The sequence below is a fragment of the Pseudomonas sp. H1_D05 genome (assembly GCF_054682705.1).
In genome coordinates this window covers 3,889,091-3,913,969 of sequence record NZ_CP162825.1, presented here as the reverse complement: position 1 = coordinate 3,913,969, position 24,879 = coordinate 3,889,091, and the positions used below count along the sequence as shown (strand labels likewise).

General features: G+C 57.5%; 21 protein-coding genes and 2 pseudogenes. 13 read left to right on the top strand and 10 right to left on the bottom strand.

The annotated features are described in order from the left end of the window. Window positions 1-135 precede the first annotated feature (135 nt). Both prpB and AB4O11_RS17800 read right to left on the bottom strand, forming a co-directional pair. Window positions 136-1,029: a methylisocitrate lyase gene (gene prpB, locus AB4O11_RS17805; RefSeq protein ID WP_093431754.1), complete on the bottom strand. Its 894-nt coding sequence runs from the start codon at window positions 1,027-1,029 to the stop codon at window positions 136-138. Beyond that, window positions 1,026-1,748 (bottom strand): GntR family transcriptional regulator, encoded by a 723-nt coding sequence (locus AB4O11_RS17800; protein WP_172828118.1) that lies wholly within the window; start codon window positions 1,746-1,748, stop codon window positions 1,026-1,028. Before AB4O11_RS17800 ends, prpB begins: the two co-directional genes overlap by 4 nt. Window positions 1,749-2,105: 357 nt before the next feature. Between AB4O11_RS17800 and rloA the strand changes: the two are divergent. The 4 genes and pseudogenes from rloA (at window position 2,106) to pabB (ending at window position 7,307) form a co-directional block, all read left to right on the top strand. Further along, window positions 2,106-2,643: pseudogene (gene rloA / locus AB4O11_RS17795) on the top strand (retropepsin-like aspartic peptidase RloA). Window positions 2,644-2,648: 5 nt separating this feature from the next. Continuing rightward, window positions 2,649-4,184, top strand: coding sequence for an osmotic stress tolerance membrane protein RloB (gene rloB, locus AB4O11_RS17790; RefSeq protein WP_093431750.1), 1,536 nt, complete (start codon window positions 2,649-2,651; stop codon window positions 4,182-4,184). After that, window positions 4,184-5,170: an alpha-L-glutamate ligase-like protein gene (locus AB4O11_RS17785; RefSeq protein ID WP_093431747.1), complete on the top strand. Its 987-nt coding sequence runs from the start codon at window positions 4,184-4,186 to the stop codon at window positions 5,168-5,170. The genes rloB and AB4O11_RS17785 overlap by 1 nt, the downstream gene beginning before the upstream one ends. Before the next feature lie 793 nt (window positions 5,171-5,963). Then, a complete protein-coding gene (gene pabB / locus AB4O11_RS17780) occupies window positions 5,964-7,307 on the top strand; it encodes an aminodeoxychorismate synthase component I (protein ID WP_460127701.1) in 1,344 nt (447 codons plus the stop codon). A gap of 85 nt (window positions 7,308-7,392) precedes the next feature. On the opposite strand, the gene thrH is transcribed toward pabB, so the two are convergent. Then, the gene (gene thrH / locus AB4O11_RS17775; RefSeq protein ID WP_007916444.1) at window positions 7,393-8,010 is read right to left on the bottom strand and encodes a bifunctional phosphoserine phosphatase/homoserine phosphotransferase ThrH; all 618 of its coding nucleotides are present in this window, start codon (window positions 8,008-8,010) and stop codon (window positions 7,393-7,395) included. 165 nt (window positions 8,011-8,175) lie between these two features. Between thrH and AB4O11_RS17770 the strand changes: the two genes are divergently transcribed. From AB4O11_RS17770 to AB4O11_RS17760, 3 genes are all read left to right on the top strand, one after another. Further along, on the top strand, window positions 8,176-8,910 hold the full coding sequence (locus AB4O11_RS17770; RefSeq protein WP_116255220.1) for a phosphoadenylyl-sulfate reductase: 735 nt from the start codon (window positions 8,176-8,178) through the stop codon (window positions 8,908-8,910). A 579-nt stretch (window positions 8,911-9,489) separates the two neighbouring features. Then, complete coding sequence (locus tag AB4O11_RS17765) at window positions 9,490-11,028, top strand: NCS1 family nucleobase:cation symporter-1 (RefSeq protein WP_460127699.1); 1,539 nt, start codon at window positions 9,490-9,492, stop codon at window positions 11,026-11,028. Between the two features lie 55 nt (window positions 11,029-11,083). Continuing rightward, window positions 11,084-11,812 carry an aspartate/glutamate racemase family protein gene (locus AB4O11_RS17760; RefSeq protein WP_095047763.1) on the top strand — a complete coding sequence of 243 codons (729 nt, stop codon included), beginning with the start codon at window positions 11,084-11,086 and terminating at the stop codon, window positions 11,810-11,812. Between the two features lie 119 nt (window positions 11,813-11,931). Here AB4O11_RS17760 and AB4O11_RS17755 read toward each other — a convergent pair whose 3' ends face one another. Next, window positions 11,932-12,855, bottom strand: coding sequence for a LysR family transcriptional regulator (locus AB4O11_RS17755; protein WP_460127697.1), 924 nt, complete (start codon window positions 12,853-12,855; stop codon window positions 11,932-11,934). A gap of 126 nt (window positions 12,856-12,981) precedes the next feature. Here AB4O11_RS17755 and AB4O11_RS17750 point away from each other — a divergent pair, with 126 nt between their 5' ends. Next, a complete protein-coding gene (locus AB4O11_RS17750) occupies window positions 12,982-13,728 on the top strand; it encodes a 3-oxoacyl-ACP reductase family protein (RefSeq protein ID WP_093431727.1) in 747 nt (248 codons plus the stop codon). A 73-nt stretch (window positions 13,729-13,801) separates the two neighbouring features. On the opposite strand, the gene AB4O11_RS17745 is transcribed toward AB4O11_RS17750, so the two are convergent. Then, window positions 13,802-14,497 carry an HAD-IA family hydrolase gene (locus AB4O11_RS17745; protein ID WP_460127695.1) on the bottom strand — a complete coding sequence of 232 codons (696 nt, stop codon included), beginning with the start codon at window positions 14,495-14,497 and terminating at the stop codon, window positions 13,802-13,804. A 243-nt stretch (window positions 14,498-14,740) separates the two neighbouring features. Here AB4O11_RS17745 and AB4O11_RS17740 point away from each other — a divergent pair. Together AB4O11_RS17740 and AB4O11_RS17735 are read left to right on the top strand one after the other, a co-directional pair. Beyond that, window positions 14,741-19,526: pseudogene (locus AB4O11_RS17740) on the top strand (RHS repeat-associated core domain-containing protein). 2 nt (window positions 19,527-19,528) lie between these two features. Next, window positions 19,529-19,924, top strand: coding sequence for an Imm50 family immunity protein (locus tag AB4O11_RS17735; protein ID WP_158561689.1), 396 nt, complete (start codon window positions 19,529-19,531; stop codon window positions 19,922-19,924). Between the two features lie 290 nt (window positions 19,925-20,214). On the opposite strand, the gene AB4O11_RS17730 is transcribed toward AB4O11_RS17735, so the two are convergent. From AB4O11_RS17730 to AB4O11_RS17715, 4 genes are all read right to left on the bottom strand, one after another. Continuing rightward, entirely contained in the window at window positions 20,215-20,382 is a 168-nt protein-coding gene (locus tag AB4O11_RS17730; RefSeq protein ID WP_186624372.1) for a hypothetical protein, read from the bottom strand. Window positions 20,383-20,503: 121 nt separating this feature from the next. Next, window positions 20,504-20,923, bottom strand: a complete 420-nt coding sequence (locus AB4O11_RS17725; protein WP_007914081.1) for a YMGG-like glycine zipper-containing protein — start codon at window positions 20,921-20,923, stop codon at window positions 20,504-20,506. A 137-nt stretch (window positions 20,924-21,060) separates the two neighbouring features. Beyond that, entirely contained in the window at window positions 21,061-21,432 is a 372-nt protein-coding gene (locus tag AB4O11_RS17720; RefSeq protein WP_016983669.1) for a glycine zipper domain-containing protein, read from the bottom strand. 324 nt (window positions 21,433-21,756) lie between these two features. After that, window positions 21,757-21,945: a hypothetical protein gene (locus AB4O11_RS17715; protein ID WP_093441821.1), complete on the bottom strand. Its 189-nt coding sequence runs from the start codon at window positions 21,943-21,945 to the stop codon at window positions 21,757-21,759. A gap of 119 nt (window positions 21,946-22,064) precedes the next feature. Here AB4O11_RS17715 and AB4O11_RS17710 point away from each other — a divergent pair, with 119 nt between their 5' ends. After that, a complete protein-coding gene (locus tag AB4O11_RS17710) occupies window positions 22,065-22,469 on the top strand; it encodes a hypothetical protein (RefSeq protein ID WP_225919972.1) in 405 nt (134 codons plus the stop codon). A 61-nt stretch (window positions 22,470-22,530) separates the two neighbouring features. Here AB4O11_RS17710 and AB4O11_RS17705 read toward each other — a convergent pair whose 3' ends face one another. Next, window positions 22,531-22,851 (bottom strand): YbjQ family protein, encoded by a 321-nt coding sequence (locus AB4O11_RS17705; RefSeq protein WP_099758444.1) that lies wholly within the window; start codon window positions 22,849-22,851, stop codon window positions 22,531-22,533. A 980-nt stretch (window positions 22,852-23,831) separates the two neighbouring features. Here AB4O11_RS17705 and AB4O11_RS17700 point away from each other — a divergent pair. Together AB4O11_RS17700 and AB4O11_RS17695 are read left to right on the top strand one after the other, a co-directional pair. Further along, window positions 23,832-24,542 carry a hypothetical protein gene (locus AB4O11_RS17700; RefSeq protein ID WP_460127692.1) on the top strand — a complete coding sequence of 237 codons (711 nt, stop codon included), beginning with the start codon at window positions 23,832-23,834 and terminating at the stop codon, window positions 24,540-24,542. A gap of 68 nt (window positions 24,543-24,610) precedes the next feature. Then, a complete protein-coding gene (locus tag AB4O11_RS17695) occupies window positions 24,611-24,847 on the top strand; it encodes a hypothetical protein (protein WP_460127690.1) in 237 nt (78 codons plus the stop codon). The last annotated feature ends 32 nt before the right edge of the window (window positions 24,848-24,879 follow it).

Here is a 24,879-nt window from a genome sequence, read left to right as displayed (position 1 = left end):
TCTCCAATCTTTTTGAATTTGTATGGGGAAAACTTGTGGGAGCGAGCCTGCTCGCGAAAGCGCTGGATCAGTCGACATCAATGTTGGATGTCAGTCCGTCTTCGCGAGCAGGCTCGCTCCCACAGGGGATCTTGTTCAGCCTTTCTTTTGTGCAAACAACGCATCGAGCTTCTGCTCGAAGGTGTGATAGTCGATGCGATCGTACAGCTCCATGCGAGTCTGCATGGTGTCGATGACATTCTGCTGCGTGCCATCGCGGCGGATCGCGGTGTAAACGTTTTCTGCTGCCTTGTTCATCGCGCGGAACGCCGACAGCGGATACAGCACCAGCGACACATCGGCGCCAGCCAGTTGCTCGGTGGTGTACAGCGGCGTCGCGCCGAACTCGGTGATATTGGCCAGAATCGGCGCTTTCACACGGTTGGCGAACAGCTTGTACATCTCCAGTTCAGTGATGGCTTCCGGGAAGATCATGTCGGCGCCGGCCTCGATGCATGCGGCTGCGCGATCGAGTGCCGACTCCAGACCTTCCACCGCCAGTGCATCGGTTCGCGCCATGATCACAAAGCTGTCATCGGTACGCGCATCCACCGCAGCCTTGATGCGATCAACCATTTCCTGCTGGCTGACGATCTCTTTATTAGGACGGTGGCCACAACGCTTGGCGCCAACCTGGTCCTCGATGTGAATCGCCGCAGCGCCGAACTTGATCATCGACTTGACCGTGCGCGCCACATTGAACGCCGACGAGCCGAAACCGGTGTCCACATCGACCAGCAGCGGCAGATCGCAGACGTCGGTGATGCGCCGCACGTCAGTCAGCACGTCGTCCAGGCCGGTGATGCCCAGATCCGGCACGCCGAGGGAACCTGCGGCCACGCCGCCACCGGACAGGTAGATCGCCTTGAAACCGGCGCGCTTGGCCAGCAGCGCGTGGTTGGCGTTGATCGCGCCGACCACTTGCAATGGATGCTCGCTGGCGACCGCATCGCGGAAACGCTGGCCTGGAGTGTTCAGGTTGGAACTCATGACTCACCTCGTTCAGTGGCTGTCTTGTTGTGGGCGCCGTCCTGGTAATGACGGGCAATGTTGCGTTTCGAAGCGCCGATGTGACGGCGCATCAACAATTCCGCGAGTTCGCCGTCACGGTCGGCGATGGCATCGAGAATCCGGTGGTGTTCGGCAAAGGCCTGGCGCGGGCGGTTCGGCGTGGTCGAGAACTGGATGCGGTACATGCGCACCAGTTGATACAGCTCGCCGCAGAGCATCTGCGTCAGCGTGCGGTTGCCGCTGCCCTGGATGATCCGGTAGTGGAAGTCGAAATCGCCTTCCTGCTGGTAATAGCCAACGCCGGCCTGAAACGCCGCGTCGCGCTCGTGGGTTTCCAGCACCCGGCGCAGTTCGTCGATTTCTTCGACGCTCATGCGTTCGGCCGCCAGACGGCAGGCCATGCCTTCGAGGGATTCGCGGATTTCGTAGAGTTCGAGCAATTCGGCATGACTGAGCGACACCACCCGCGCACCGACGTGCGGTACACGCACCAGCAGGCGCTGGCCTTCCAGGCGATGAATCGCCTCACGCAACGGCCCGCGACTGATGCCGTAGGTGCGCGCCAGCTCCGGCTCTGAGATCTTGCTGCCCGGGGCGATCTCACCTTTGACGATGGCCGCTTGAATACGCCGGAAGACGTTTTCCGAGAGCGTCTCGGAATCGTCGCCGCTGATGACCGGGGGATCGAGTTGATCCAGCATGATTGTCGACACCTTTAAATCCAATGCGGCAAAAACTAGCCAATTCGCCCGCATCAGTCAAAGGATAAATAGGTATTGTCGACAATCGTCTAATAACCTTAAAAGATCGCAGCCTTCGGCAGCTCCTACAGGGCGCACGCAAATCCAATGTAGGAGCTGCCGAAGGCTGCGATCTTCTGATCTTTTATAGACCGGCCCAAGCGCTGGCGCCATAAACCCACCGTGCTAGAATGCCGCCCGCATTTGCTGGCCATTTGTACGGCTTGTCATAAAAAGCTGCCAGGCACACGAAGGGCCTTGCGCAAGTTTTGCCAAGGACCTGAACCGAAAACGGAACGCTGCGCACCAGGATTTATGAGACTCAAGCCTTTTCCCACATTCTTTGCCCTGTTTTGCCTGCCCGGCCTCGCCGCCGCGGGGGAAAAAACCGTGTACGGCCTCAACGAATACGCTTCGCTTGACGGCATCAACCTGGAAGTTGCGGCCAAACTCGACACCGGTGCGAAAACCGCATCGCTGAGTGCCCGCGACATCAAACGCTTTAAACGCAACGGTGAGTCCTGGGTACGTTTCTACCTGGCCATCGACGCCGCGCATTCGCACCCGATCGAACGGCCGCTGGCGCGGGTCAGCAAGATCAAGCGCCGCGCTGGCGATTACGACCCGGAGGAAGGCAAGAAGTACACCGCCCGTCCGGTGATCGAGCTGGATATCTGCATGGGCACGGCGATGCGCAGCATCGAAGTGAACCTGACCGACCGAAGTGCGTTCCAATATCCGCTTTTTGATTGGCTCCGAAGCGCTGAAACGCTTTGATGCGCTGGTCGATCCAAGCCTTAAATACGCTGCCGGCAAACCCGCCTGCACCATCGCCGCTCATACCGCCGAGTAATTTCCATGCGTTCTCTAACCTTCCACCTGAAAATCCTGATCACCATTCTGGTGCTCCTGGGCGTTTCGGTTACGGCCTATCAGATTTTCGTGCTCGGCATCCCGGTGACCGAAGACGCCACCGACGACTTGTGGAACATCGACGCCAAGGTCGAGTTCGTCGCCAGCACCAAGGATCCGGTGAAGATCCAGATGTTCGTGCCACCGTTGAGCCGCGATTACGTCAGCCTCAACGAGAGTTTTATCTCCAATAACTACGGTGTCGCCGTCAACCGCGTCGACGGCAACCGCAAGGTCACCTGGTCGGCGCGCCGGGCCAAGGGCAACCAGACCCTTTATTACCGTCTGGTGCTGACCAAGCGTTACACCGCCGAAAAATCCAAGATCAAAGGCCCGACCTTCCGCGACAGCATCGCCATCGAAGGCCCTGAGAAAATCGCCGCCGAAGCCCTGCTCGCGCCGATCCGCCAACATTCCGCCGACGTCGAAACCTTTATTGGCGAGGCGATCAAACGCGTCAACAACGTCAACGACGACAACGTGAAACTGCTGCTGGCCGGCGATCCGTCGACGCCGCACAAAGCCAAAATCGTTGAACTGCTGTTGTCCATTGCCCACGTGCCGGTGGAAAAAGTCCACACCATCCGCCTCGTCGCCGACCAGCCGCAAACCCCGGAACTGTGGCTGCGCAGCTTCAACGGCAACGACTGGCTGTACTTCAACCCGGAAACCGGCGAGCAGGGCCTGCCGACCGACCGCCTGCTGTGGTGGACCGGCGATGAAAACCTGATCACCGTCGATGGCGGCAAAAAAGCCAACGTGACCTTCAGCCTGAACAACAGCGAGATGAATGCGATTCGTCTGGCCAAGCTGACGGACGAAAACACCGACGCCAACTTCCTCGAATACTCGCTGTACGGCTTGCCGCTGCAGACGCAGCAGACGTTCATGATCATGGTGATGATCCCGATCGGCGTGCTGGTGATCCTGATTCTGCGCAACCTGATCGGCCTGCAGACACTCGGCACGTTCACCCCGGTGCTGATCGCCCTCGCCTTCCGCGAAACGCAACTGGGCTTCGGCATTCTGCTGTTTACCGTGATAACGGCGCTGGGCTTGTCATTACGTTCGTATCTGGAACACCTGAAGCTGCAAATGCTGCCGCGACTCTCGGTGGTGCTGACCTTTGTTGTAGTGTTGATCGCGGCGATCAGCCTGTTCAGCCACAAACTTGGCCTGGAACGCGGGCTGTCGGTGGCGCTGTTCCCGATGGTGATTCTGACCATGACCATCGAACGCCTGTCGATCACCTGGGAAGAACGCGGCGCCAGCCATGCGATGAAAGTCGCGATCGGCACGCTGTTCGCGGCGTCACTCGCGCACCTGATCATGACCGTGCCAGAGCTGGTCTACTTCGTGTTCACCTTCCCGGCGATCCTGCTGATTCTGGTCGGTTTCATGCTGGCGATGGGGCGCTATCGCGGTTACCGCCTGACCGAACTGGTGCGTTTCAAGGCTTTCCTGAAGAAGGCTGACGCCTGATGTTCGGTTTCTGGAAGACCTGGAAGGCCCTGGAGGCGCGGGGCATCATGGGCATCAATCGGCGTAACGCCGACTACGTGCTCAAGTACAACAAGCGCAGCCTGTACCCGATTGTCGATGACAAGATCATCACCAAGGAGCGCGCCATCGAGGCCGGCATTCACGTGCCGGAGCTGTACGGCGTGATCTCCACCGAGAAGGAAATCGACAAGCTCGACGAGATCATCGGCGGGCGCAACGACTTCGTGATCAAACCGGCCCAAGGCGCTGGCGGTGACGGCATCATCGTGATTGCCGACCGCTTCGAGGGCCGCTATCGCACGGTGTCAGGCAAGATCCTCGCTCATGAAGAGCTGGAGCATCACATCTCGAGCATCCTCACTGGCCTGTATTCGCTCGGCGGCCACCGTGATCGCGCGCTGATCGAATACCGCGTGACCCCGGATCAGATCTTCAAAAGCATCAGCTACGAAGGCGTGCCGGACATCCGCATCATCGTGCTGATGGGCTACCCGGTGATGGCCATGCTACGCTTGCCGACCCGGCAGTCCGGCGGCAAGGCCAACCTGCACCAGGGCGCCATCGGTGTCGGTGTTGACCTGGCCACGGGTCTGACGTTGCGCGGCACCTGGCTGAACAACATCATCGCCAAACACCCTGACACCACCAACGCGGTGGACGGCGTGCAACTGCCCTACTGGGACGGTTTCATGAAGCTCGCAGCTGGCTGTTATGAGCTGTGCGGGTTGGGCTATATCGGTGTTGATATGGTGCTTGATCAGGAGAAAGGCCCACTGATTCTCGAGCTGAATGCGCGGCCTGGGCTGAATATTCAGATTGCCAATGATTGTGGGCTGACGTTGCGTACCCATGCGGTTGAAGCGCGGCTGGAAGAGCTGAAGGCGCGTGGGGTGACGGAATCGGTTGAAGAGCGGGTGGCGTTTACGCAGGAGATGTTCGGGCATATTCCTGCTGTGGAAGGCTAAAAGCTGAAAAACAAAAAGCCCCTCACCCTAGCCCTCTCCCAAAGGGAGAGGGGACTGACCGAGGTGGATGTTCGAGGTACGCCGACCTGAACGTCTTGAGTCGAACTCCGGCATTGAAAAGCATGATGATCGGCTCCCTTTCCCCTCGCCAGCTTGAGATATCGAGCCGAACTCGGATCTTGAAAAGCATGAAGATCTGCTCCCTTTCTCCTCGCCAGCTTGAGATATCGAGCCGAACTCGGGTCTTGAAAAGCATGAAGATCTGCTCCCTTTCCCCCTCGCCAGCTTGAGATATCGAGCCGAACTCGGATCTTGAAAAGCATGAAGATCTGCTCCCTTTCCCCCTCGCCAGCTTGAGATATCGAGCCGAACTCGGATCTTGAAAAGCATGAAGATCTGCTCCCTTTCCCCCTCGCCAGCTTGAGATATCGAGCCGAACTCGGATCTTGAAAAGCATGAAGATCTGCTCCCGTTCCCCCTCGCCAGCTTGAGATATCGAGCCGAACTCGGATCTTGAAAAGCATGAAGATCTGCTCCCTTTCCCCCTCGCCAGCTTGAGATATCGAGCCGAACTCGGATCTTGAAAAGCATGAAGATCTGCTCCCTTTCCCCCTCGTCAGCTTGAGATATCGAGCCGAACTCGGGTCTTGAAAAGCATGAAGATCTGCTCCCTTTCCCCCTCGCCCCCTTGGGGGAGAGGGTTGGGGTGAGGGGGTAGGCTTTTGATTTTGATCTGACAGCCGAGAGAGGACTACAATCCCCACCCCGCCTCAACGGCCGATCTGCCCCGCCCATGTTGACCTGTTCCGTACACCCGCTGCCCTACCATGCCAATCCCGCCGACTACTTCGCGGCCATCCGCAACGCGCCCGGCGCCGTGCTGCTCGACAGTGGCCGGCCGAGTGCCGGCCGTGGTCGTTATGACCTGCTCAGCGCCTGGCCGCTGGAACATCTGGCGGTGTTGCCCGACGAAAGCGGCGGCGTATTCCTTCAGCGCCTGCGGGATAATCTGACCCGTCTGGGCAAGGCTGATTTGCCAACGGGTTTCGACCTGCCATTCGCTGGCGGTTTGATCGGCTACCTGAGCTACGATTTCGGTCGGCATCTGGAAAACCTGCCGAGCCAGGCGCTGGATGATCTGCAATTGCCGGATGCCCGCTTTGGCCTGTACGACTGGGCGCTGATCAGCGATCACCAGACGTCCAGCAGCCAACTGGTGTTTCATCCATCCGTGATCGATAGCGAGAAACAGCGGCTGATCGCGCTGTTCAGCCAGCCGCTTGTCGAGTCGATGGCGCCGTTCAAACTGAACCAGCCAATGACCGCCGACCTCTCGGCCGACAATTATCGTCAGGCCTTCGAGCGCATCCAGCATTACATCCAGGCCGGCGATTGCTATCAGGTCAACTTCGCTCAGCGCTTTCGCGCTTCATGCCAAGGCGATCCGTGGCTGGCTTATTGCGCATTGCGCGAAGCCTGCCCGACGCCGTTCTCCGGTTTCCAGAGCCTGCCTGATGGCAGTGCCGTTTTGAGTCTGTCGCCAGAGCGCTTCGTCAAAGTCAGCGACCGTCAGGTGGAAACCCGGCCGATCAAAGGCACCCGTCCGCGTGGCATGACCCCGACTGAAGATGCCGCGAACGCTGCCGAACTGCTGGCCAGCCCCAAGGATCGCGCGGAAAACCTGATGATCGTCGACCTGCTGCGCAACGACCTCGGGCGCACCTGCCGCATCGGTTCGGTGCGAGTGCCGGAGCTGTTCAGTCTGGAAAGCTATCCGAACGTGCATCACTTGGTCAGTAGCGTCACCGGTGAGCTGGCGGATAATCGTGACGCACTGGATTTGATTGCCGGCAGTTTCCCCGGTGGCTCGATTACCGGCGCGCCGAAGATCCGCGCGATGCAGATCATCGATGAGCTGGAACCGACGCGGCGTGGGTTGTATTGCGGCTCGTTGCTGTATCTGGACGTGCGCGGCGAGATGGACAGTTCCATCGCGATTCGCAGTCTGTTGGTCAAGGATGGGCAGGTGTGCTGCTGGGGCGGTGGCGGAATTGTGGCCGATTCGGATTGGCAGGCTGAATATCAGGAGTCGATTACCAAAGTGAAGGTTCTGCTGGAAACCCTGCAAAACCTCTAAAAGCTTCGCGAGCAGGCTCGCCCCACAGGGGAATGCATTCCAAGTGTGGGAGCGAGCCTGCTCGCGAAGGGGCCCTTCCAGACGACTACAAACTCAGGTCGCGATTTGAGGCTTTGAGGAATTCCTGCTTTAACTCGGCAAAGGTATGCACCGCAGGAAACTGCGGGAACTCACGAATCACATTCTCCGGCGCATGAAACAGAATCCCCGCATCAGCCTCGCCCAGCATCGTCGTGTCGTTATACGAATCCCCCGCCGCAATCACCCGGTAATACAGGCTCTTGAACGCCAGTACCGACTGGCGCTTGGGATCTTTCTGGCGCAACTGATAGCTGGTCACCCGCCCGGTTTCGTCAGTAATCAGGCGATGGCAAAGCAACGTCGGAAAGCCCAGCTGCCGCATCAGCGGCTGCGAGAACTCGTAAAACGTATCCGACAGAATCACCACCTGAAAGCGTTCGCGCAGCCAGTTGACGAACTCCACCGCGCCGTCCAGCGGCTTCAGTGTGGCGATCACTTCCTGAATGTCCGACAGCTTCAAGCCGTGCTCATCGAGGATGCGCAGGCGCTGCTTCATCAGCACGTCGTAATCGGGAATGTCCCGGGTGGTGGCCTTGAGGGATTCGATTCCGGTTTTTTCGGCGAAGGCGATCCAGATTTCCGGCACCAACACCCCTTCAAGATCCAGGCAAGCAATTTCCACAAGACACTCCCGTTTGTATTGATTATTTGAGTCGAGCGAGGCCGAACTCTAGCGACTCACATGCAGACGCGCAACGCACAGCACGTCCCCGAGCCGTGCAGCTTTTTGTTACCATCAGCGCCATATAGAGCGCCCAGCGCCACCGACCTGTAGGAAGCCGCCCTGATGAGTGCAACGTTCGACGTCGTGGAACTCGCCACGACCTATGCCAACAAATCCGCGCAAGAGATCCTCAAACTCGCGTTCGCCGAGTTCGGCGATGACTTGTGGATATCTTTCAGCGGCGCCGAGGATGTGGTGCTGGTGGACATGGCCTGGAAGCTCAACAAGAACGTCAAGGTGTTCAGCCTCGACACCGGCCGTCTGCACCCGGAGACCTACCGCTTCATCGATCAGGTGCGCGAGCACTACAAGATCGACATCGAACTGGTGTCGCCGGACTACACGAAACTCGAACCGTTCGTGAAGGAAAAAGGCCTGTTCAGTTTCTATAAGGACGGCCACGGCGAATGCTGCGGTATCCGCAAGATCGAGCCGCTGCGCCGAAAATTGTCCACCGTCAAAGCCTGGGCCACCGGCCAGCGCCGCGACCAGAGCCCGGGCACTCGTAGTGCCGTAGCGGTGATGGAAATCGATACCGCGTTCTCCACCCCCGAGCGCACCCTGTACAAGTTCAACCCGTTGGCGCAGATGACCAGCGAAGAGATCTGGGGTTACATCCGCATGCTCGAGTTGCCGTACAACAGCCTGCATGAGCGCGGCTTTATCAGTATCGGCTGCGAACCGTGCACCCGCCCTGTCCTGCCGAATCAGCACGAGCGCGAAGGCCGCTGGTGGTGGGAAGAGGCAACGCAGAAAGAGTGCGGGTTGCATGCCGGGAATATCATCAGCAAGGCGTAATCCTTCTAATTGTCACCCCATTCCCTGTGGGAGCGAGCTTGCTCGCGAAAGCGCAATGTCAGTCAGCATCTTCCTAAACTGACACACCGCCTTCGCGAGCAAGCTCGCTCCCACAAGGTTTTGGAGCGAATCAATAAATGTGTACACAGGAATGTCACCATCGGTGCCATTTATGTGTGCACTTTTTTGTTTAAGCGCCCTGAAAAGTTACATCCCTGCCAAAAATCCCTCGCCTCCGCCCGCCATCAAAATCCCCCGCCAAAAATAAATACCTGTTCAACCGGTCAATTTTTAGCCAATTATTTTCAGACACTTAGCGCACATCGATAACTTTTCGAAATGAGCACGGTTGCACATAGATCAACGACTGGCACAGATCTGGCTTAGGTGCATACATGTTTTGTATACAAAACTGCAAAACATAAAACCACTTTCGATCCGCAAGCCTGAAGCGCCCTATCCCGTACAGGCTGCAGATGCCCCGTAACCAGTGATGCTTTCACTGCCGCGACGAAGATTTGTCGAGCCTGACGGCTCATGCACAGTCATCGCGGCCCTGAACATCAGGAGCCTGCCGGAATGCGTACAAGTCTCTCCAACAACATCGCGCTGAATCTGCCCGCCGCTGCTCTCGACCAACCGTTACCCCATGACGGTCTGGCCGAGCCGTTACAACTCAGTCCGCGTCTGCACAACAGCGATCTGGCGCCAACCAAGGCCGAAGGTCGACGCTGGGGCAAATACAGCATCTTTGCCCTGTGGACCAACGATGTGCACAACATCGCCAACTACTCGTTCGCCATCGGTCTGTACGCCTTGGGCCTGGGGGGCTGGCAGATTCTGCTGTCGCTGGGGATCGGCGCGGCGCTGGTGTATGTCTTCATGAACCTGTCCGGTTACATGGGACAAAAAACCGGGGTGCCGTTTCCAGTGATCAGCCGGATCAGTTTCGGCATCCACGGCGCGCAAATTCCTGCACTGATCCGCGCGGTTATCGCCATCGCCTGGTTCGGCATTCAGACGTATCTGGCGTCAGTGGTATTTCGCGTATTGCTCACTGCAGTCCATCCCGGATTCGCCGAATACGACCACGATTCGATTCTTGGTCTGTCGTCGCTGGGTTGGGTGTGCTTCGTGGCGATCTGGTTCGTGCAACTGGCGATCCTCGCCTACGGCATGGAAATGGTCCGCCGTTACGAAGCGTTTGCCGGGCCAGTGATTCTGCTGACCGTTGCCGCCCTCGCCGCGTGGATGTACTTCCAGGCCAACGCGACCATCGCCTGGTCGATCCGCGAGCCACTGACCGGTGGCGAGATGTGGCGCAACATTTTTGCCGGCGGCGCACTGTGGCTGGCGATCTACGGCACGTTGATTCTGAATTTCTGCGACTTCGCCCGCTCATCGCCGTGCCGCAAGACCATCAAAGTAGGAAACTTCTGGGGTTTGCCGGTGAATATTCTGGTATTCGCCGCGATTACCGTGCTGCTCTGCGGTGCGCAATTTCAGATCAACGGCCGGATCATCGAGAGCCCGACAGAGATCATCGCCTCGATTCCCAACACCTTCTTCCTGGTGCTCGGTTGCCTGGCATTCCTGATTGTCACCGTGGCGGTGAACATCATGGCCAACTTCGTCGCCCCGGCATTCGTGCTGAGCAACCTGGCGCCGAAGTACCTGACCTTCCGCCGCGCCGGACTGATCAGCGCGACCATCGCCGTGTTGATCCTGCCGTGGAATCTCTACAACAGCCCGCTGGTGATCGTGTACTTCCTGTCTGGCCTCGGCGCCCTGCTCGGCCCGTTGTACGGCGTGATCATGGTCGACTACTGGCTGATCCGCAAAGGCCGGATCAACGTGCCGCAGCTCTACAGCGAAGATCCCGACGGCGCTTATTACTACAGCCGTGGGGTGAATTTCCGTGCGGTGGCGGCGTTTATTCCTGCGGCACTGATCGCCATCGTCCTGGCGCTCGTGCCGGGTTTCCACAGCGTCTCCCCGTTCTCCTGGCTGATCGGCGCCGCGATCGCCGGAATGCTTTATCTGATCATCGCCAAACGCCAGCCGCACTACGCCGACATCAGCGGCGAATCGATCGCTGTCGACAACGTCTGCCATTAATTCCCTCGTGGCCCGGACTTCGGGCCGCCGAACTGCCCGCTATAAGGATTTCCCCATGCGTATTCTCGTGGTCAACGTCAACACCACCGAATCCATCACCGAGGCCATTGCCCGCTCGGCGCAGGCTGTCGCCTCGCCCGGTACCGAAATCGTCGGTTTGACGCCGTACTTCGGTGCCGACTCGATTGAAGGCAATTTCGAAAGCTATCTGGCGGCCATCGCGGTGATGGATCGGGTGATGGCCTACGACCAGCCGTTCGATGCCGTGATTCAGGCCGGCTACGGCGAGCACGGTCGCGAAGGTCTGCAGGAATTGCTCAACGTGCCAGTGGTGGATATCACCGATGCGGCCGCGAGCACGGCGATGTTTCTCGGCCACGCCTATTCGGTGGTGACAACGCTGGATCGCACCGTACCGCTGATCGAAGATCGGCTGAAACTCTCCGGCCTGTGGGATCGTTGTGCATCGGTACGGGCCAGTGGTCTGGCCGTTCTGGAACTGGAACACGAGCCACAGCGTGCCTTGGAAGCCATCGTGCATCAGGCAGAACTGGCGGTGACGCAGGACAAAGCCGAGGTGATCTGCCTGGGTTGCGGTGGCATGGCCGGCCTGGATGAGCAGATTCGTCGGCGCACTGGCGTGCCGGTGGTGGATGGTGTCACGGCGGCGGTAACGATTGCGGAATCGCTGGTGCGCTTGCGCTTGTCGACGTCGAAAGTGCGAACGTATGCAACACCCCGACCGAAGAACATCATTGGCTGGCCGGGGCGGTTTGCCCGCTAGGCTCATCATCGGAAACCGAGTCGCCCCATTCGCGATCAAGCTCGCTCCCACAGGGGAAATGCATTCCAAATGTGGGAGCGAGCCCGCTCGCGAAGACTGCAACTCGGTATCAAGGTTGCTCAAATCGCACTAAAGCGCCGCGCCAATCCCTGTTCCGCAAACTGTTCAATCACATAATCGACAAACGCACGCGTCTTGCCCGGCAACAATTTGTGTTCGGCGTAATAGATGGAGATGTTGCCATCATCGACGAACCAGCCCGGCAACACCCGCTGCAACGTACCCGCCTGCAGATACCCCACCGCAAACGGCATGCTCACCAGTGCAATCCCCAGGCCCTGCGCTGCTGTCGCACACGCGGCTTCGGAATCGCTCATGGTCATCCTGGCCTTGAGCATCAACGGACTGTGCTGCTGATTGCGGTGCGTCAATTGCCATGAACGCACACGCCCGGTTTGCGGTGAGCGAATCAGAATGCCGTCGTGCTGCTTGAGATCGTCCGGATGAGTGATCGCAGGATTGCCGTTCAGATAATCCTGCGAAGCGACCAACACCCGATGCGCTGGCGTCAATCTGCGCGCCACCACACCTTGTGGCAGCTCAAAGCCGCCGCCAATCGCCGCATCAAAGCCCTGCCCGATCAGATCGACCTGACGATTATCGAAATGCCAGTCCGGATTGATCGCCGGGAAGCGCTGCAGAAACTCGCCGAGCAACGGCACTATATAAAGGCGCCCGAACACCGTGCCCATGCTGACTTTCAAGGTGCCGATCGGCTGCCCTTCGGCACTGGCCAGATTGGCCACGGCATTCTGGATCGTGGTCAGACTGGCACTGACTTCACTCAAAAACAGCTGCCCCGCCTCGGTCAGCGTCAGACTGCGGGTGCTGCGCTGAAACAGCCGCACACCCAGCCGCGCCTCAAGCTTTGCGACACTTTTGCCAACCGCTGCCGGGGTCAGACTCAAGCGCCGCGCCGCCTCGGCAAAGCTGCCGACCTCAGCACTACGGACAAAGCATTCGATACTGCTGAAGGTTTCCATGGCCGCCACTATAAACTTTTGGTTTACACAGACTATAGCAATCAGGGTCTACACGGTTGTGGATCAGAGGCCGATACTCGGCACCAACAACAAGGCATCCCGCCTTGAATAGTCTGGAGATCGAACATGACCACTCAACACCTCGGCGGCAAAGTCGCTCTGATTCAAGGCGGTTCCCGTGGTATCGGCGCTGCCATCGTCAAACGCCTGGCCGCTGAAGGCGCTGCAGTAGCCTTCACTTACGTCAGCTCCACCGCCAAAGCCGAAGAGTTACAGAACAGCATCACCGCCAGCGGCGGTAAAGCCCTGGCGATCAAGGCCGACAGCGCCGACGCCGCAGCGATCCGCCACGCGGTCAGCGCCACGGTCGAAGCCTTTGGCCGACTCGACATCCTGGTCAACAACGCTGGTGTGCTGGCTGTCGCTCCGCTGGAAGATTTCACCCTGGAAGATTTCGACCAGACCCTGGCCATCAACGTGCGCAGCGTATTCATCGCCTCGCAAGAAGCCGCCAAGCACATGGGCGAAGGTTCGCGCATCATCAACATCGGCAGCACCAACGCCGACCGCATGCCCTTCGCCGGTGGCGGTGTGTACGCCATGAGCAAATCGGCGCTGGTCGGTTTGACCAAAGGTCTGGCCCGCGACCTCGGCCCGCGCGGCATCACCATCAACAACGTCCAGCCTGGCCCGGTCGACACCGACATGAACCCGGCGCACGGTGACTTTGCCGAAAGCCTCATTCCGTTGATGGCCGTCGGTCGTTACGGTAAAGCCGAAGAAATCGCCAGTTTCGTCGCCTATCTGGCGGGCCCGGAAGCCGGTTACATCACCGGTGCCAGCCTGACCATCGACGGTGGTTTCGGCGCGTGATTTTCCGAGTCGCCTGAACGAAAAACGCCGCTCCTCTTTTTACAGAGGGGCGGCGTTTTTTTGTCTCAGATGTTTACGCCCATTCCAGTGCCGGCAAACCACAGGCACTTGGCGTGAACGCTTTCAAACTCCGAAGAATCCCGTCAGCGTGTGCGTACTTTTCATCGGCCATGGCGGCATCGGGGATGGCGATGGCCGTCATGCCTGCGGCTTTCGCTGCGGTCACGCCAAACGGCGAATCCTCGAACACCAGGCAGTCCTCAGGTGCCACACCCAGACGGCGGGCAGCGGTCAGGAAGATATCCGGTGCCGGTTTCGCCGCGCCGACTTCCGGATCGTCCGCCGTGACAATGAAGTCGAACAGCGCGAACCAGTCGCGGTGCAGCGTGGTTTTTTGTCCGAACGATAGCCGCGACGAACTGGTGCCGACGGCGATGGGGATGTTGTGCGCCTTGAGGTGGCGAATCAGCTCCTCGGCACCCGGCATCGCTTGCGCCGTGGGAAAACGCTCGCGCATCAATGGTTCGCGGATCACCAGAAACTCTTCGGCGGTGATCGGCAGATCCAGTGCCTGCACCACGTAATTGGCCAGATCGTTGGCTCCACGACCAATGATGTTCTGCTTGACGCTCCAGTCGAAGGTGCGCCCGTAGCGCTGGGCAATCAGCGAAGTGACTTCGGTGTAAATGCCCTCGGTGTCCAGCAGCAAACCGTCCATATCGAAAATCACGGCCTTGATCGGGCCGAACGCCTTCAGCGGTGCATTCATCATCGGATCCGTTAACAAAGACATCCCAGGCGGCAGGTGAACCGCTGCTCGGATCTGATTAAAGGATTCAGCAGCATAACGAGCGCGACAGACATTGAGCAACGGCCAATGTTTATTGAGCGATGAACTACTCGCAGATATTTAGCGAAATGCCCTACAGGCATCGCCTACTCGCCCGACTTCTTTCCTGTTTGATCCCCCGCAAAGTCCCCGCACCTTTTTGACGTGCGCGAGAGACTGCGAATGCTTCCAACCGATCGGCTGCTGGCCCTGAACAACAGCATCGGCCTGCTCGTTGTTGCTGCTTTGAATCCCGATGAGCCGGACTTCGAACACCTGATTCGCGAATTCCGCCTGTGCCTGAACAACTACGAGGCCTGGGCCGAGCAGTTCTGGACAGGCACCGCGCTGGATGTCGAGCAAGTTTTTACGGTCGGCAACGACGTGCGCCTTAGCGCGCCGATCAAGTCGCGCCAACCGCTCAGTTCATCGGTAGTCATGTGCTCGGCCAGCGGGTCGCTGACGCTGGTGCACATGTTCGAGGCCGCGAGGTTTGTACCGATTGGCAACACCCCGGTAACCCTCGAACCGGTGCTTGCCGATGTCGGCGGCGTGCTGACTTTCGGCGAACCGCTGCATTACACCATCGGCCCCAGCGGCATTCTGCAAGTGACCGACTGCGATCGGGGCCAGCGTTATCGCATCACCTTCTTTCCCGATGTGTCCACGGACCATGTGCGTGCGCTGTATGCCTCTTATGAAAGTGTCATTGCAGGCCTTGAGGGCTGGTTGCGCGCTGAGTGGGCAGAGTTTCAACCACAGTGGACGGAGTTTTCCAGCGCTGGATTTCTTGAGCGTTACGGTCAGTTGCAACAGGCCGACTGGCGTGGATTCGAGAAAGCCCTGAATGGCGTCTGGGATGACATTAAACAGGTATTCGCCCTGCTCGCCGACTTGCAGGCCAACAGTGAAAAGTTGCTGGAATACCTCAGCGAGGCCGAGCTTGAGGCGTTATTGAATGCCTCCAGCGACGCCATCGCCAACGGTCTGTTGATCCTCAGTGACGAGCCGCTGCTGTTCATTCATCTGGCCGCGTTTACCAGTTGGCTGAAGATGCTGCCGCCGCAGTATCTGGCTGAAGTGGTGGCCGAGGTGCGCGTCGAATTGCTGATCAGCTTCCTGTTGATGGGCGTGTCGGGTGGCATCGGCGTGCCGCTGCGTTTGAGCAGCAAGGTGCTGGCGAAGATCAAGTCGCCGCGCGCGCGGGAGTGGCTGGCGGCCTCGGCGTTGCGCTTGGCCGAACTGACGTCCTCGGCGGATTTGACGCGGCATGCCAGCGTTTTGAAGCCGGTGATGCTCAATGTGCGTGACGTTGAGTTGAAACCGACACCGTCGATACCGCTGAACATTCGTCAGGCCGATTCTGTGGTGTTGACGGTGCCGAATCCGGCGCCTGTTGTGCGGGACAAGTCTGGCGCTTCGAGCCGGATCGAGCGGCATGAGCCGCATGACGACTCGCCGGATCAGGCGAAAAACCCCAACGGTGACAGCGCCGATTGTGTGCCTCGCACCTGCACCAACGGCTGCCCGGTGTCGATGGTCACCGGCGAAGAACTGCTGACCCTGAGCGATGCGGTGCTCGATGGCGTGTTGCCGTTTGAGTTCACCCGTTTGTATCGCTCCAGCGCCGCCGAAATCGATGTTGGGTTGGGCTTTGGCTGGAGTCATTCGCTGGCGCATCGGCTGGCGTTTGAAGGCGAATTTGTGGTCTGGGTCGACCACGAAAACCGCCGCACCCGTTTTCCGTTGCCGAGCAGTGAGCGGCCAGCGATTCACAACAGTTTGTCGCGGGCGGCGATTTTTCTCGGTGATGAACCGGAAGAGCTGATCCTCGCGCTGGCCGGGGACACGGCGCGCTTTTATCACTTTCGTGCAGGACGGCTGACGGCGATCAGCGATGCCTATGGCAATCGTCTGACGGTGCAGCGCGATCGGTCTGACCGGGTGCAGCGCCTGGACAACGGCGCCGGGCGTTCGCTGTTGTTGCGCTATGACCGGGCGCAGTTGCTGGGTGTTGATTATCAGGTGTTTCGCGAGGGTGCCTGGAGTACCGAACAGGCGCTGGTCAGTTACCGCTACGACGCCTACCGGCACCTGATCGAAGCGACCAACGCCGCCGGTGACAGCGAGCGCTACGACTACGACGACGCTCACGTGATTCTGCAGCGGCAACTGGCCGGCGGCGCGAGCTTCTTCTGGGAGTGGGAGCGTTCGGGGAAAGCCGCTCGGTGTGTCAGGCACTGGGCATCGTTTTCGCAGATGGACACGCGTTACGTCTGGAACGACGACGGCAGCGTGGCGGTGTATTACGTCGACGGCACTCAAGAGACCTACGTCCACGACGAGCGTGCGCGGCTGGTGCGTAAAGTCTCGGCGGACGGTGGTGAACAGCTCAAGGCCTATGACTCATCGGGGCGGTTGATCGCCGAGCAGGATGCCTTGGGTGCGGTCACCGAATACCGCTACGACGAGGTCGGACGGCTGATCGCGCTGATTCCGCCGGACGAGGCGCCCACGTCCTACGAGTATCGCAACGGTTTCCTGTACCTGCGTTCACGCGGCGAGGCGGTGTGGATCTACCGGCGCAATGCCGAGGGTGACGTCACCGAAGCGGTCGATCCCGACGGCCATGTCACCCATTACTACTACGACACCCGTGGGCAGTTGCTGTCGATCCGCTACCCGGACAGCAGCCGGCATCGGCTGGTGTGGAATGCCCTCGGCCAGTTGACCGAGGAAACCCTGCCCGACGGTGGCGTGCGGCGTTTTTCCTACGACGCGCTGGGGCGACGGACCACGACTGCGGACGAACACGGTGCAGTCACCCGTCAGCACTGGGACGCCGTTGGCCGACTGATTCAGACGACATTTCCTACCGGTAGCACCCGCGCCTACAGCTACGGCGCCTACGGTCAGGTCACTGCCGAGCGCGATGAACTGGGGCGCATCACCCGCTACGAATACGACGACGATCTGCACCTGGTCTCGCGGCGGATCAACCCCGACGGCACGCGGGTGCAATACCGCTATGACCATGCGCAACTGCTGCTCACCGAGATTGAAAACGAATCCGGGGAAAAGTATCGGCTGGATTACACCTCCACCGGGCTGATTCGTCAGGAAAGCGGTTTTGACGGCCGCCGCACCGCCTATGCCTACGACCTCAACGGGCATCTGCTGGAGAAGACCGAGTTCGGCGATGACGGTTCACAGTTAGTCACGGCGTATAAACGCGATGCTGCCGGGCGTCTGCTGGTCAAAACCCTGCCCGACGGCGTCAAGGTCAGTTACCAGTACGACCGACTCGGCCGATTGATCAGTGTTGATGACGGCCAGCAACATCCTTTGGCCTTCGAGTACGACCGTCAGGACCGGCTGATCACCGAGCATCAGGGCTGGGGCACCCTGCGTTACCGCTACGACACCTGCGGCCAGCTCAAACGCATGCGTCTGCCGGACAACAGCGTGCTCGACTACCGCCACGCCAAGGGCGGCGCGCTGAACGGGATTGACCTCAACGGCACGCCGCTGACCCGCCATGTCTACCAGTCCGGTCGCGAACTGCAGCGCCAGCAAGGCCTGCTGCTCAGCGAATATTCCTACGACGATCAGGGACGATTACTCGCCCACGCCGTAGGCCATCAGCGCGATGCACTGTACCGCCGCGATTATGCCTACAGCGCCAACGGCAATCTCGCGCACATTGCCGACACCCGTCACGGCCAGCGCACCTACGGCTACGACGCCCTCGACCGGCTGATCCGCGTACGACACTCGCGCGACGAACTGCCGGAATCCTTCGCCCACGACCCGGCCGGCAACCTGCTGATGCAGGACCGCCCCGGCCCCAGCCAGATCCGAGGGCAATCGCTTGCTGATGCAAGGCGATCGTCATTACGACTACGACGCCTTCGGCAACCTGATCCGCGAACGTCGCGGCCGCGCACAGACACTCGTCACTGAATACCGCTACGACTGCCAGCACCGCCTGATCGGCCTGACCCGCCCCGACGGACAAACCGCCAGTTACCAATACGACGCCTTTGGCCGGCGTATCCGCAAAACCGTCAACGGCGAGACCACCGAGTTCTTCTGGCAAGGCGACCACCTCATCGCCGAAAGCAGCGAACACGAATACCGCAGCTACGTCTACGAACCCGGCACCTTCCGCCCCATCGCGCTGCTCGACGGCAAAGGCCCGAAAAAAGCCTGCCCGTTTTATTACCAACTCGACCACCTCGGCACCCCGCAGGAACTCACCGACTACAGCGGCGACATCGTCTGGTCCGCGCAATACGACGCCTACGGCAAAGTCGCCACGCTGACACTGGCCGGCGAGGACTACCTGAACCAGCCGCTGCGCTTTCAGGGGCAGTATTTCGACGGCGAAAGCGGCCTGCATTACAACCGGCACCGGTACTACGACCCGAGGTTGGGACGGTATTTGACGCCGGATCCGATCAAGTTGGCCGGTGGGTTGAATCAGTACCAGTACGTGCCGAATCCGACGGGGTGGGTGGATCCGTTGGGGTTGAGCTCCAATTGTCCGCCCAAAGGCCGAAAATCGATCAATTGTTCAAAACCTGATGATGTTGAGCTACCACAGGTTTCCAGGCGCGGTGCATTCAGACAGGCAAAAGTTGATGCAGGAATTCCGAAAGGGCAACAGCCAGATATTCAAATTGATGAGGTAAGTGGCAGGCAGAAGCAGTTCACCTATGTCAACATGACGGATAGAAAAGGAAATAACATTCTAGACAGCAGTGGAAAGCCGATTATAACCAGAGAATATAGATTCACCCGAGAGGATGGTTTTATATTGACACTCCAAGACCACTCAGCGGGACACAAGTATGGAGATATAAATAACCGAGGAGATCAAGGACCTCACATAAACATACGACCCGCTGATGACACACGCAATGGCAAAGTAAAAAATACGAGCGATCATTATCCATTCAAGGAATGACCATGAAATACTGGAATGAAATAGAAGGAGGCAAACTCTTCAACATGGTATTCAGCAGAAATATACCCGTTGGGGAGATCAAGCTATTCGCTTTAAACATGGACAACAACCTTTCAACATTGACCTTGGCATTTGATATTAGAGAAATGCCGGACACTCCTCCGAAAAAATGGGAATCCATAGGATACAATGCTTGCCGAATCGGAATAACATGCTGTGAAATTAGAGAGTTGACGACATCCAACATTCCAACTCAAAAAAACTTAAGTCTATCCATACAACCAATTGGAGACAGATATCTGATTTCAGCTGTATCAAGCACTTCGAAAGTAACGTTTACCACATCATCATTAAGACTGCGAGAACCTAGCGTATATTTAACAGAGTTACCTTTCTAAAATTTATTGAGCGACGGGTGCTCTATTACCGTGAGGCATCATAAAATTTTATATAGATACAGAGAACAGTTCGACATCCAGTTGCTCAGCATGATTCTAGACAATTTGGAATTCTCTAAATCCGAGATTTCACATTGTTAGCACTACAAAAAAACGCCTATACCTAGACTCGCTCACCAGATCAATGACTGGTGGGCAGCCATTTTTAGTCACTAACAAATTTGTAGGACCTCTTGAACTCAGGCCCTTAAAATCCGGATTCAGACGCTCAGATTTTCTCAAACATCCGATCACTGCTCATCCTCATCCTCTTCATACTCCATACCCGCCTCATCCGAATCATTCAACGGCACCGTCGCATCATCCATCAACGACCCCGGATCCTCATTCCCCGGATCATTAATAAACGGCAGTCCACTCGAACCTTTCTCTTCCTTGCCTTCGGTTTCAGGAGTCATGGCAACCTCGTCATTTCAGGGAGTGTATGACGTTCGAAAAGCCCTACAGTCAATCGTTCCGGTGTCTGACGATCAAATGCAAAAAACCCGGCAAAAAGCCGGGTTTCCGCTTAACCCTCCATCAATGATGGCGGTTTTTATGTTTGTTCTTGTGCTTGTGACCGCCACCCGAATGAGATCCGCCATCGTCACCCAGGTTATTACCGACCGCACCACCCGCCGCGCCGCCCAACCCTGCGCCAATGGTCGAACCCGTAGACCCGCCAAGGCTGTTGCCAACGACCGAGCCACCTGCCGCGCCGAGACCACCGCCAATAGCCGCTTCAGTTCGATTGCGTTTATTCGCCCCGACGGCACTGCCGGCCGCGCCACCAACACCCGCACCTACCGCCGCGCCAGTACTGCCACCGAGTTGTCCACCGACCACATTGCCGAGCGCGCCGCCCAAGCCGCCACCCACAGCGGCGGTACCATCACCAGCGGCCATCGCCCCTTGTGCTACCAGCAAACCGAAAAACAGTGCAGATAATGACAAGCGCATATGAACCTCACAGTTCCCGAAGCGGGACAGTCCGCCCAGACATGGGCCTATGTGAGATTGGAGACGCAAACGGGGAAAACGTTCAGCCATGAAAAAGCCCGACATCGAGCCGGGCTTTTTCTGACAAGGGATTAGTCTCAGTGACGCTTGTGACCTTTGGACAAGTTGCTGCCCACTGCGCCGCCAGCTGCGCCACCCAGGCCTGCACCAATCGTGGCGCCGGTTCTGCCGCCCAGGCTGTTGCCGATCACCGAACCACCGGCTGCGCCAACGCCGCCGCCAATCGCCGCTTTGGTCCGGCTACCCTTGCGCGCCGCCATTGCGCTGCCCGCCGCGCCTGCTACGCCGGCGCCAATGGCCGCGCCAGTGCTGCCGCCCATTTTCTGGCCGACGACATTACCCAGTGCGCCACCCAGACCACCGCCCAACGCAGCAGTGCCATCACCGGCAGCCATTGCACCTTGAGCAACCAGAAGCCCCAGAACCAGAGCAGGCAGTGTTAAACGCATGACGAAAACCTCAACAATTGGGATGACAAAAAGGGCCGGGATTTAATGCCGTCGTCGCGCGAAAGTCCAGCCAAAATCACGGATCTCGCGCGCACTCGGCGCCGATTGGACAGCAATTCTGGAAAAGGTTTTGTGGCAGGCAAAAAAAAGCCCGCTGGGGAAACGGGCTGGAGACTTGCTTTCTAACGGATGGCTTCACCCTACTGCGGCAGACGTGAAAAGTTTGTGAAAGTAGACTGATTTTCCGTCATCACCTGTAGGAAAATTCTTCAAACCCACAACCATAAAAAACCCCGCTCAGTAGCAGGGTTATGCAGAGAACGATTATTTCCTGGAACGCGTGGTGACTCTGGGGAGAAATTTCGCCTTGGGTCCCTTGGGTGCCGCGGATTTGATTTTGCCGATCTGCACCGGATCCTCGCCAAAACCTGACTGATACTCGGTCTGGCCGCACCGTACGCAGTTATTGAAGGAAAATTCAGCGCCATCGTCTTCGATATACGGATCAGTCATACCTTCGCCCCGTCGCAACAGATCGACACCGGCAAAAACCCTTGTGCCTGAAAAAATATCGACCTCCATGGCTTTTGAGACTAGCTGGTCATTCCTGGACTTGTGATTCAGATCCCCTGATGCCCGACGAATGGCCTGAAAAATTTAAACAGACGATGAACCATTGGTCCCAGATTGCTAAAGAATTCCAAAGCCAGGCCGTTGCCCTTTTTCATACAAATGAATCTCAAGGAGAGAACATGCAAATCAACGGATTCCCCAATATGCCTGTCGTAAAACTCACGGACGAACAGATCGCAGCCGGCAAGGCTGGCGCGGAAAAACTCAAGGAGAAGATCGCTTCCGGTGAAATCACCATCAAGTATCCGGGTCCGGACACACCGGTTCTGCAACCAGGGGTCATTTACCATCCCAGCAAGCCAGTCGAACCCAACCCGCCTTCTGATACACCCCCTCTCGTCGCCGTCGACACACCACTGACCTATGACGAAAGAGGCACCGTGATCCTCAAGCCACAAGGCTGATTGCACCGCAAGATTGAGCCCATTCAACCTCTGAATGGGCTTACACACCCGTCAAACAAACTCAACGCAACTTCACCGCCGTACCCGTCGCAAACACAACAACCATCCCGCCCTTCCCGCCGGGCATACTGATCTCAAAGTCCACCCCGACCACCGCATCCGCCTGCAAAGCACGCGCACGCTCCCGTATTTCTTCGGTCGCCTGAATACGCGCCTCCTTCAAAGCGCGCTCCAGCGTCTGCGAACGGCCGCCAAAAAAGTCGCGCATACCAGCGAACATGTCACGGATCACATTGACGCCCTGCACCGATTCGGCACTGACGATATCCAGGTAGGCCGCGATCTGCCGGCCTTCAATGGCGTGAGTGGTGGAAATGATCATGGAATGTCGTCCCTACAAGGATGAATAAATTCGCGATTGTAATAGCTCAAAGCAGACTTCACGCCGCTGCCAATAAAATCCAGACACCAGAAACCACAAAACCCCTGACTTCTTTCGAAATCAGGGGTTTTGTGTTTACTGAATATGGCGGTGAAGGAGAGATTCGAAACCGCCCGATTGCGATTTTCGCGACATCGCCCCCCAGTTTATAAGGGTTTCAGGGCGATAGTTAGCGCGCAAGCGGTCCCACGGCGGTCCCATGAGTTTGTGCGGCAGTCGAATAAGCCAAGGGCCATAGAGGGATATCCCTTTTTTCGGGTGCGGCATCGGAAAAAGGTAATTTCAGTAACTTAATCAACTGACCGGCCTGAGAGCCTTGATTTAACTGGCCTGCAAGGGATCGGCCCAAGGTAATTTTTAAGTAATGTAGAGGTAAGGTAATTACCTTTTAAGGAAGTAATTTTTCCATTTATTCACTCCTTACAAATCAATCACTTACGTTCAAATTACCTTTTTCATTACTTAAAATTACTTTCTGAAGTAATCCCGCAAAGCCAATGAATACGGGGCTTTCAGCGGTATACCGATATCCGAATTACCACATTACTTTTTTCCGACTCCGCTCCTGAAAATCAGCGCCTGACGGTGCCTCATGTCTGACGAACAAACGAGCCAGGAAAATGCATCGAGGTGCCCTACCTTCGCAGGGATTTGCAGGCGTTTTGTCTCATTCATTCAGTATCACAAAGCCCACGCGTGGCTGCGCTCAGCGGATCGCAGGGCTGCGGAAAAAAAGACCCATTTAGCCCGCAGGCGAGGTGGGGGGACGACGGCGCGCGCCAGGCGCGAGCAGGCCTCGCTGGCTTCTCTTGTGGCACGCCACCCCCCGAGACCCGAGCAGCTCGTCGCCTCCCGCTCGCGTCCTCACCCTCACTCAACTACTGTACAAAAAACCAGTATCCGTACAGTGATTGAACCTCATGAACTTCGACCAGACCAAGGCGCTCAGACTTCAGCAGTGGCGCTCGACTCTTGATGACCTCGACTTCCGAATGCAGAACCCGGAAGCACACCGTGAAACGCTCCACTCAATGACTTCGACACTGGCGGCAGAAGGCCTGATCGACCAGCTCCAACAGTTTGATATGAACGAACTGGCGGATGCCGCGTACTGGCACGCTGTAGAGGAGCTTGAATGCTCCCCTGATCGATATCGCGGATCGTCAAGTTATGACGTAGTGAGGATTGCCACTGGTGAATTATTTGGAACGATCAGCCGCACGATCTTTGACGAAGCAACTCATAAATCGCGCAGTCCTATCCATGCCTATGATGGCAAGGTGTACCCGCATGCGAATGGAGCAGAGTTTGCTCTGAACATCACTGGAGAGATCGGTAGAATTACTGGCCTCACGTTGACGATGCATGATGGACTGCAGTTCAGACTGGTCGAGACGGCGCGCACCATCAATGGAGCAACCTACAAGCCACTTAGAGATCCGGAAATTTTCCGATGGATGATAGACGTCGCTCAGGTCGCCCGAGAGATTCGCAACATTCACATGTTCGAAAGGCTGCGCCCATTCATTGAGTTGGCCCGATTTTGTATCTGTCCAACTTGCCTTGATCATTTCGCGAAATGCGAAGACTGTTTAACATGTTCTGGAAAGGGCTTTGTAACAAAGCTATAGTGCATCGGGAACGACAACTACGATAGAAACAAACCACTGATCTCGCTCAGGGGTAATCAAGGTCAAACATGAAAAACTTAAGAGATTATGACCCTATCTGGATGGGTGTCTTAACAGGCTTGGCAGCTTTGGTCTTGTGGTATTTCTCTAGTCTTGCAATCGACAAAGCAATTACTCCTTCTACAGATAAAATCTGGCCATTCTTTTCTGCCGGCCTTGGCGCTTTCTCTGGATCTTACTTTGCGTATTTATTTAGAAAGCACGAGGAAGAACAAGCGAAACTAAAAAAAGAAAAATCGCTTTAGATACTTGTCTCTTCACATCATTCAGACAATAC

Bases quoted from the DNA above. Each gene is read 5' to 3' on its own strand.
- prpB (WP_093431754.1), bottom strand. From the start codon at position 1,029: ATGAGTTCCAACCTGAACACTCCAGGCCAGCGTTTCCGCGATGCGGTC.
- rloB (WP_093431750.1), top strand. From the start codon at position 2,649: ATGCGTTCTCTAACCTTCCACCTGAAAATCCTGATCACCATTCTGGTG.
- AB4O11_RS17785 (WP_093431747.1), top strand. From the start codon at position 4,184: ATGTTCGGTTTCTGGAAGACCTGGAAGGCCCTGGAGGCGCGGGGCATC.
- pabB (WP_460127701.1), top strand. From the start codon at position 5,964: ATGTTGACCTGTTCCGTACACCCGCTGCCCTACCATGCCAATCCCGCC.
- AB4O11_RS17770 (WP_116255220.1), top strand. From the start codon at position 8,176: ATGAGTGCAACGTTCGACGTCGTGGAACTCGCCACGACCTATGCCAAC.
- AB4O11_RS17765 (WP_460127699.1), top strand. From the start codon at position 9,490: ATGCGTACAAGTCTCTCCAACAACATCGCGCTGAATCTGCCCGCCGCT.
- AB4O11_RS17760 (WP_095047763.1), top strand. From the start codon at position 11,084: ATGCGTATTCTCGTGGTCAACGTCAACACCACCGAATCCATCACCGAG.
- AB4O11_RS17755 (WP_460127697.1), bottom strand. From the start codon at position 12,855: ATGGAAACCTTCAGCAGTATCGAATGCTTTGTCCGTAGTGCTGAGGTC.
- AB4O11_RS17750 (WP_093431727.1), top strand. From the start codon at position 12,982: ATGACCACTCAACACCTCGGCGGCAAAGTCGCTCTGATTCAAGGCGGT.
- AB4O11_RS17745 (WP_460127695.1), bottom strand. From the start codon at position 14,497: ATGAATGCACCGCTGAAGGCGTTCGGCCCGATCAAGGCCGTGATTTTC.
- AB4O11_RS17735 (WP_158561689.1), top strand. From the start codon at position 19,529: ATGAAATACTGGAATGAAATAGAAGGAGGCAAACTCTTCAACATGGTA.
- AB4O11_RS17730 (WP_186624372.1), bottom strand. From the start codon at position 20,382: ATGACTCCTGAAACCGAAGGCAAGGAAGAGAAAGGTTCGAGTGGACTG.
- AB4O11_RS17725 (WP_007914081.1), bottom strand. From the start codon at position 20,923: ATGCGCTTGTCATTATCTGCACTGTTTTTCGGTTTGCTGGTAGCACAA.
- AB4O11_RS17720 (WP_016983669.1), bottom strand. From the start codon at position 21,432: ATGCGTTTAACACTGCCTGCTCTGGTTCTGGGGCTTCTGGTTGCTCAA.
- AB4O11_RS17715 (WP_093441821.1), bottom strand. From the start codon at position 21,945: ATGACTGATCCGTATATCGAAGACGATGGCGCTGAATTTTCCTTCAAT.
- AB4O11_RS17710 (WP_225919972.1), top strand. From the start codon at position 22,065: ATGCCCGACGAATGGCCTGAAAAATTTAAACAGACGATGAACCATTGG.
- AB4O11_RS17705 (WP_099758444.1), bottom strand. From the start codon at position 22,851: ATGATCATTTCCACCACTCACGCCATTGAAGGCCGGCAGATCGCGGCC.
- AB4O11_RS17700 (WP_460127692.1), top strand. From the start codon at position 23,832: ATGAACTTCGACCAGACCAAGGCGCTCAGACTTCAGCAGTGGCGCTCG.
- AB4O11_RS17695 (WP_460127690.1), top strand. From the start codon at position 24,611: ATGAAAAACTTAAGAGATTATGACCCTATCTGGATGGGTGTCTTAACA.